Raw genomic sequence first — 7,030 nt, forward strand, 5'->3', positions numbered from 1 at the left:
GTGAGGATTGAAAAGATAATTAATGGAACAGAACGAGCTATACCCCATTTTTTTAAAGGCCTCCCACTTGAATATACTCATTGTGGGAGGGGGTAATGTGGGTTTGGAAAAATTGACTTTTTTGTTGAAATCCAGCCCCAAAGCCAATGTACAGATGGTGGCCCCGGAATTTTTGCTAGAAACCTTGGAATTAGCCAATGGATATAAAGTGGAGATTACAAGGTCCCTATATGATTCGAGCTTTTTGGAGGGCAAGCATATGGTGGTGGCCTGTACGGACAAAGTAGAGGTCAACGAGCAAGTGTATCATGATTGCAGGGAGCGCAGTATTTTGGTGAATGTGGCCGATAATCCACCTTATTGCGATTTTTATATGGGAGGTATCGTAACCAAGGGCAATGTAAAGGTGGCCATTTCTACCAATGGAAAATCTCCGACCACCGCAAAACGACTACGGCAATTTTTTGAAGATGTTATCCCGGACAATATAGATGATTTGGTAAAGAACCTAAATCAATACCGCAAGACCTTAAAAGGCAATTTTGAGGAAAAGGTGGAGACCTTGAATGAGTTCACCAAGGGATTGTTGGATGGGGAACCTAAGAAGGAGTAAGCCAAAGAATAGGTTTTTCCTAAAGCCGTTTCATGGCTTCCATGAGTTCATCTTTTTTTCTGGGGGAAATACTAACGTGCATATCATTGCTCATAATAATATATCCACCATCCGATTTGACATATTTCTTTACTTCATTCAGGTTGATAACGTAGCTGTTATGCACCCGCATAAACTGATAATCGCCTAAAAGGTTTTCGTATTCCTTCAAGTGTTTGCTCACCATAAGTGTATTCTCATTTCGTAGAACAAAGGAGGTGTAGGAGCCATCCGCCTTACAAAGTACTATCTCTTCAATGGCAATGAACTCCATGCCTGCCGTGGTGGCCAAACATATTTTTTCCTGTCTGTGGTTCTCTTTGGATAGACTCTGCATCAGGGTGTCTATTTGTTGTCTGTACACATTGGTGTCCATCCGGTTTCGTGCCTTTTCAACAGCATCCTGAAGTTCACTCAAGTCAATGGGCTTTAATAAATAGTCAAGGGAACTGAACTTAATGGCCTTGATGGCATATTTTTCAAATGCCGTGGTAAAAATGACCTCAAAGCTGGGGTCTTTAATTTGGGTGAGGACATCAAAACCCAATCCTGATTGAAGTTCAATGTCAAGAAACACTACGTCCGGGCTATATACGGAGAGGACTTTGACCCCTTCAGATACGGAACTGGCTGTTGCAATTACTTTAACGTCCTTGCAGAATTCCTCAAGCATTGATTTTAAGGTTTCCCTGCTGTGTTTTTCATCTTCAATGATAATTACTTTTAAGGTCATTTGGCTGGCTGGTTTTGGCGTTTATTTTACCGGTCACTCTTTTTTATTGTACTTTCTAGACATAAATCGATGTATTTTCTTTCTTTATATGAAAGAATAATAATATTTCATATATTTGGCATACTAGGAAAACTATACTCTGCCGTAATTTAATAAAATACGTGTTCGAAGTGTTTCCCAAATTTTTTTGAATTCATTGTGAATGTTTAAGTTATGAATTATTTTTTTGATTCGTAACTGGTGCATGTGTCCTTTTGCACAAAAAATGTATTTCTCTACTTTTTGATTATTGATTCAAAGGATTTTCCTTACAATTATACTATTCATGTTCTTTTCAGATTCAAGTGTTATGCGTAATAAAAAGGAAAAATCAGTGGATGGATTTGGAATGTTGTGAGGGAAATAAACCATACCAGTATTTATTCGGTTCTGCTATAAGAGGGGGAGCTCAGAGAAGAAATAGGGTTTCCTGTATTCATGAGGTTGTTCTTGACTTAAATTAATATAAAACTCACCATGTTCGTTCTTCCATATTGCTGTTGCGCAGCATAACCCCATACTTGCTAGCATTTTTAAAAAGAATTACTAATGGTGAGTTCATTAATGTTTGATTGGATTAAAGCGGTTGGGCCGCACTATCTTCATCGCCAGAACTGAAGAATAGAGCTTTGATGTCTACGTACGGCCCAGTATATTTTGCTGTTAGTCTTGTTTTAGATATTGCAGTAAAACTACTTACCTTGTGTATATTTTTTTGTCTCAATTTGACGTAGGCATGATTTGGGTTCATGGATGCCATGTTTGAATTAACGGAAGTCATAAAAAAAGGTCCAAAAGCTGAAATTGATATTTTGAAATGGGATTTCCACAAAACAGGAAATCCCATTTTCGGACATTATAAATGAACACTAAAAGTTTTGCTGGGCTCTAGCACAATCTTAAATAATGTTTATCCTGTTGAAATGAGCTTTTGTTCGTTGGAGGATAACGGAGAGCCCTTGGCCCTATAACCATGTCTTTTGGGAGATGGGGCCACAAAGTGCCCTTTAAAGTCGATAGCTGCTATATTGCTGAGATACCCAAGGATATCTTCATAGCTGTTCCAATTTATCCCCGCTCTTTTTAGGTTTCTATGGATCAGTGATTTTTCGGATTTAATGGCCCAATTCCCATAGATTTTCTTGTCATTGGATTTAATGATCAGGATTTTCAGTTTGCTAAGGTGCCATGCAGGTACATAGAAATTGGTGACACCATCATTGAGTGATTTAAAGGTTACATAGACCTTGCCAACATTTTTATATACATTGGCCGTATAGCCCATTTCGGTATTGTTGAGCGGGAGCTTAAGACAGGCCTCTTTGGATTCCAGATAGAATAGGATGGGATTATTGTTCAGAACCTCTTCCGTGATTTGTGGGACATCCAAGGTAAATGACCAACCAGGCAATTGCTTTGTTATATCAATGGACAGTAATTCTACGGTGTTTGAATGCCCTTTTTCATTTTCTTTATGCATTACGTTGGGTGCAAAGGGTCTGTTAAAAAGATACAACGGGTATCCAATGATGATGGCGGCACAGACCAAGGTCCAAATTATAGTGAACAGTTGCATAAGGGTTTGTCTTTTGGTTAAAACTTGGGAACTTTTTTAAACTCAAGTCTAAGTAACAAATTCTGTTTGGACCGTATACCCATGAATATACCAATGCCCCTTTTGAATTGACGGATGAACCTCGGCCGACAAAACGCCATTTTTAATCGATGAAATACACTTCAATGTGGAAAGTGATACTTCACAATCATGGTCTTCATCATTTCAATGCTCCCCATCATTCATTTCCTCCTCTAGTTGTCCAACTATTTTCATAACATCATAGTTGGCAATCTTTCGGGTACTGTAATTTCTTTTGATGTGGTTCACATAGCTATGTATTTCCAAGGCGTAGTAATTTTCCAACTCAAATATGGAATCCTCCTGAAATTCGGTAGTTTCACCTATTTTTCTTTTTCCATATGATCTTGCGTGGTAGACAATTTTATTACTGTTGCCGTCCTCATCTATCCATTCTATGGTCACTTCAATGAAGTCGTCCATGCGTTCCCGGAGTTTATAACTGGCTTGCTTTGGAATTTTGCCAAGTTCGTATTCAGACTTTACCAAGTCTAGAATCCATTTTTCTAAAAAGTTTTCTTTCATGTTGGTTAACTTTTGTTTAGGTGTTCTGATTTGGGCCTATTTCAGACGTAATAATTGTTTTTTGAGGTTGATGGTTCAAATCCCATATTGGGATGGGTTGGTTTTTTCCATGGACCAGTGATGATATGGTCTATTGGAAGGCAAATAGTTTAGAGATTGAAACATATTGCAAAGAAGAGGTTGGATAATTGGGCAATATGCTAGGAAAGGTTGAGCAGCTTGAATTATTTTAATCCATATGTAATATATTCTTTAACCAATTCAAGGTTTTTGTTCGGGCCTCGGAGCTTTGGGTATTGTCATCGGTATCAAAACCATGGCCAACTCCTTCATAAATGTTAAGCTCAACGGACTTCCCTTTTTCGGCCAATAGGCCCGCTAAGCATAGAGAACCTTCAGAAAGGGAATCCCCTGTTGGGATTTGAAATAGGATAGGTGCATAGTTTTGGTATATGTTTTTTTCCAAGGCCTCGGAGTTACAAGGACTACTGCCCCAATAATTGTACCCGCCAGACCCTCCATAATAGAATACGCCACCGGCAAACCCTTGCTGGGGTCTTGGCTCAGGGGACATTACCCCGGAAGAAGTATCGTATTCTTTCCCACCAAAGCTTTGTGTCCATTCCCAGCCTGTTGGTGTGGTGTTGGTGTCATATAGTGTAGATATAACGGATGTTCCACCATCTGAAAACCCCAATAAACCTATATCCTCGGAGCGCACTACTGGACTCCCATCCTTGAATTTTATTTTTCTGAGTTGGGACATTGCGGCATTGGCATCCCTTGATCGGATGAATTGGGAACTGATCTTGAAATTATCCGGGGCTGTTTCCCATTTTCCACTTTTCTCAGTAGCACCCCGTCCTGAAAAACTGTCAACAAAGGCCCCAACCATGCAGTTATTGTCAAACAATTCCTTCCATTCACGGAATTGACTGCTCATGGTCTTGCTTTCAGGATTATCATCCTTCCACATACCGCCGGAGCCATGTAGCACTACCACGGCAGGCAAAGGGGCAAGGGCATCACAGTCTTTAGGAACGGATAGGTACACAGGAACTCTTACCTGATGTACCGGAATATAGATAATAGTATCACGGGTAGATGAATTGATGACAATCTCTCGTATTTCAGAATCAAAATAGGCATCATCATCACTGCAGGATGAAAAGGCTAAAAGACCGCAAAAAATTATGGGGAGGCTAAGTAGTTTGAATGATTTGGGAAATGACTTCATAATTCAATAAAATTAGTTTGTTAATAAGTGCATGTACAGTTTGAAATGCCCTGGAAGAGGTCAATGCCCAAGGTGAGGACGTGGGTGCCAGTGGAGTATCCCAATATTTCGTTCATGACGAGCTGATAGGAATATCCAAAGTAAAAATCCCCTTTTTTCAGCCCCATGATAGGGGCAAAATAAAGAGGCGTTCCAAGTTGGTCGTTCAAAAATCTATAGGTTAGACCAACATAGTAGTAGTCCATAAAATCATACTTTCTTATTTTTAAATTCAAATCGGTTACGGACCTATTGTCATTCTCAAAGTATTGTAGAAATATTGAAGGTTCTATTTCGTAGTCCGACCTTTTGGTTTTTCGATACTTGTACCCAGAATAGAGATAATAATTCCGAAGAGTATTGGGCTCAAAAATGGGGTTGAACTTTTTGAAATCTTTATCTAAAATGTTGCCAACATTCAAACTCATATAAAATCCGCCTTTACGATAAAGAAACCCTAGGTCAAAATTGGGATTGCTTGATGACCGGTCATCCACCACCGCTTGATCATTATTGTCCTTAAAGTTCTCAATGTCTATTCTAAACTGGTTCAGATTGAATGACATGGCCATGGAAAAAAAATGATTTTCATATTTGTTTATGGTCAAATGATGGGCAAAGGAAACTTTGCCGCCGCGTTGTTTGGTCTCACCATTGGAATCATTGTAGAGTACCATTCCTATCCCGGATCTATTTCCCAATCGAACATCGGCAGATAATGATTGGGTATCTGGTGCATCCCGCACACCTACCCATTGGGTGAGTCCATTCATACGGACTTTTACATAGTTTCCAATCCCTGCATAAGATGACGACATTAAAAATGGATTGTCCGATAGGTATTGGGATAATTGGGGGATGGTCAATTCCTGGGCATTGATTACATACAGATTAAACAACAATAGTATCTTGATAATTCCTTTCATCACTAGCTCATTTTATCTGTATAAGGTAAAGTGCCCAACAAACTCCCGGTCAGAGCCATCATTCAATTTTATGATGTACCAATAATCACCTGAGGGAAGGGGCTTTGATTCATAATAGCCATCCCAACCTTGGTCCATGGTCCCCATGATTTTGATTTTCCTGCCGTATCGGTCAAAAATGTAGGTTTGAACATCTGGGAACCATTCCATGTTTCGTGGTCTCCAATAATCATTCTGCCCATCATTGTTTGGCGTGAAGAAATTGGGAACCGATATTTCAATCAGGGTCATCGTTATGGTTTCTGTGGTTTCGCAACCATTATTGTCCACAACTCTTACTTGGAAAGTTCCGCTCCTGTCAATGGTAAATGTGTTGGATGGACTTCCAGGATTATCTTCAAAATAATAGGTGTAGGGAGGAAACCCTCCCGAAACATTGGCAGCGATTTCATTTACATAAGCATTTGACAACGAGAGATTTAGTGGCTCAATCTGATTTATGGAAAAAGGAATTTCCAAAAGGCAACCGTTGGTATGCAATATGGATAATGAATGATTCCCAGGGCTGATGACTTCAAAAGCAGGATTCATTACAAAATCATTGGGATTTGTGGAATCCAGGGCGTAGAGAACTGCATTGCTGATGGATGGGTCGGACAGCGTGACCGCAATGGTATTGGAAGGCAATCCGGAATTGCATAAATAGATGGGTTCTACGGATGCATCAAGGTTGGGCCCTCCAGCCAAGATTTCAAAGTTGGTTTCGGATTGACAACCATTTTGATCTATGACGGTCAACCTATGGTTTCCAGCAGCTAGATTATCAAAGGAAAAAGAATTCTGGTTAAAGATGGTGGTTGGCATTGAATCCAGTTGGACTGTTAGGGGTAGGTTTGTGTTGAAGACATTTACATGCACTATACCATCTTCACTTTGCCAGCAAGTCTCATTTTCTACGTTGGTCGATATATCAAACCCAGTAATCGTCACCACAAAGGAGTTCTCCGCTGCGGGGCACGTTCCGTTGGCGGGGCTGTAGACAAATATGGTGTTGTCTCCCAGGTTGGTGATTGGGTCACCCTCGAAGAGGGCCGTTCCCGTTCCCGCAGCCCCTGTGAAATAGTTACCGTTGGTAAGGGCTGGCAGGATGTATGAGTCGCATGCCTCGACATCGGCGGGGTTATCGGGCCTTGGCTGTTCGGTGACGGTGACGGTTGCCGTTGCGTCGGTGGTGCATGGTGCT

7 protein-coding genes are annotated in these 7,030 nt (G+C 40.4%); 1 reads left to right on the plus strand and 6 read right to left on the minus strand.

Going from position 1 to position 7,030, the window contains the following annotated elements; all coding sequences use genetic code 11:
• Positions 1 to 22 precede the first annotated feature (22 nt).
• Positions 23 to 613: a precorrin-2 dehydrogenase/sirohydrochlorin ferrochelatase family protein gene (locus DN53_RS14545; protein WP_129655357.1), complete on the plus strand. Its 591-nt coding sequence runs from the start codon at positions 23 to 25 to the stop codon at positions 611 to 613.
• Positions 614 to 632: 19 nt separating this feature from the next.
• Here DN53_RS14545 and DN53_RS14550 read toward each other — a convergent pair whose 3' ends face one another.
• The 6 genes from DN53_RS14550 to DN53_RS14575 form a co-directional block, all read right to left on the minus strand.
• Complete coding sequence (locus DN53_RS14550; protein WP_129655359.1) at positions 633 to 1,385, minus strand: LytR/AlgR family response regulator transcription factor; 753 nt, start codon at positions 1,383 to 1,385, stop codon at positions 633 to 635.
• Positions 1,386 to 2,334: 949 nt separating this feature from the next.
• Positions 2,335 to 3,000 carry a hypothetical protein gene (locus tag DN53_RS14555; protein WP_129655361.1) on the minus strand — a complete coding sequence of 222 codons (666 nt, stop codon included), beginning with the start codon at positions 2,998 to 3,000 and terminating at the stop codon, positions 2,335 to 2,337.
• Positions 3,001 to 3,204: 204 nt separating this feature from the next.
• Positions 3,205 to 3,585 carry a hypothetical protein gene (locus DN53_RS14560; RefSeq protein WP_129655363.1) on the minus strand — a complete coding sequence of 127 codons (381 nt, stop codon included), beginning with the start codon at positions 3,583 to 3,585 and terminating at the stop codon, positions 3,205 to 3,207.
• Between the two features lie 229 nt (positions 3,586 to 3,814).
• Positions 3,815 to 4,822 carry a dienelactone hydrolase family protein gene (locus DN53_RS14565; protein WP_129655365.1) on the minus strand — a complete coding sequence of 336 codons (1,008 nt, stop codon included), beginning with the start codon at positions 4,820 to 4,822 and terminating at the stop codon, positions 3,815 to 3,817.
• 20 nt (positions 4,823 to 4,842) lie between these two features.
• Positions 4,843 to 5,787, minus strand: a complete 945-nt coding sequence (locus tag DN53_RS14570; protein WP_129655367.1) for a PorP/SprF family type IX secretion system membrane protein — start codon at positions 5,785 to 5,787, stop codon at positions 4,843 to 4,845.
• A 12-nt stretch (positions 5,788 to 5,799) separates the two neighbouring features.
• On the minus strand, positions 5,800 to 7,030 hold a 1,231-nt coding region (locus DN53_RS14575), incomplete at its 5' end, for a T9SS type B sorting domain-containing protein (protein WP_129655369.1).

Source organism: Flagellimonas olearia (assembly GCF_004150225.1).
Classification (GTDB): Bacteria; Bacteroidota; Bacteroidia; order Flavobacteriales; family Flavobacteriaceae; genus Flagellimonas; species Flagellimonas olearia.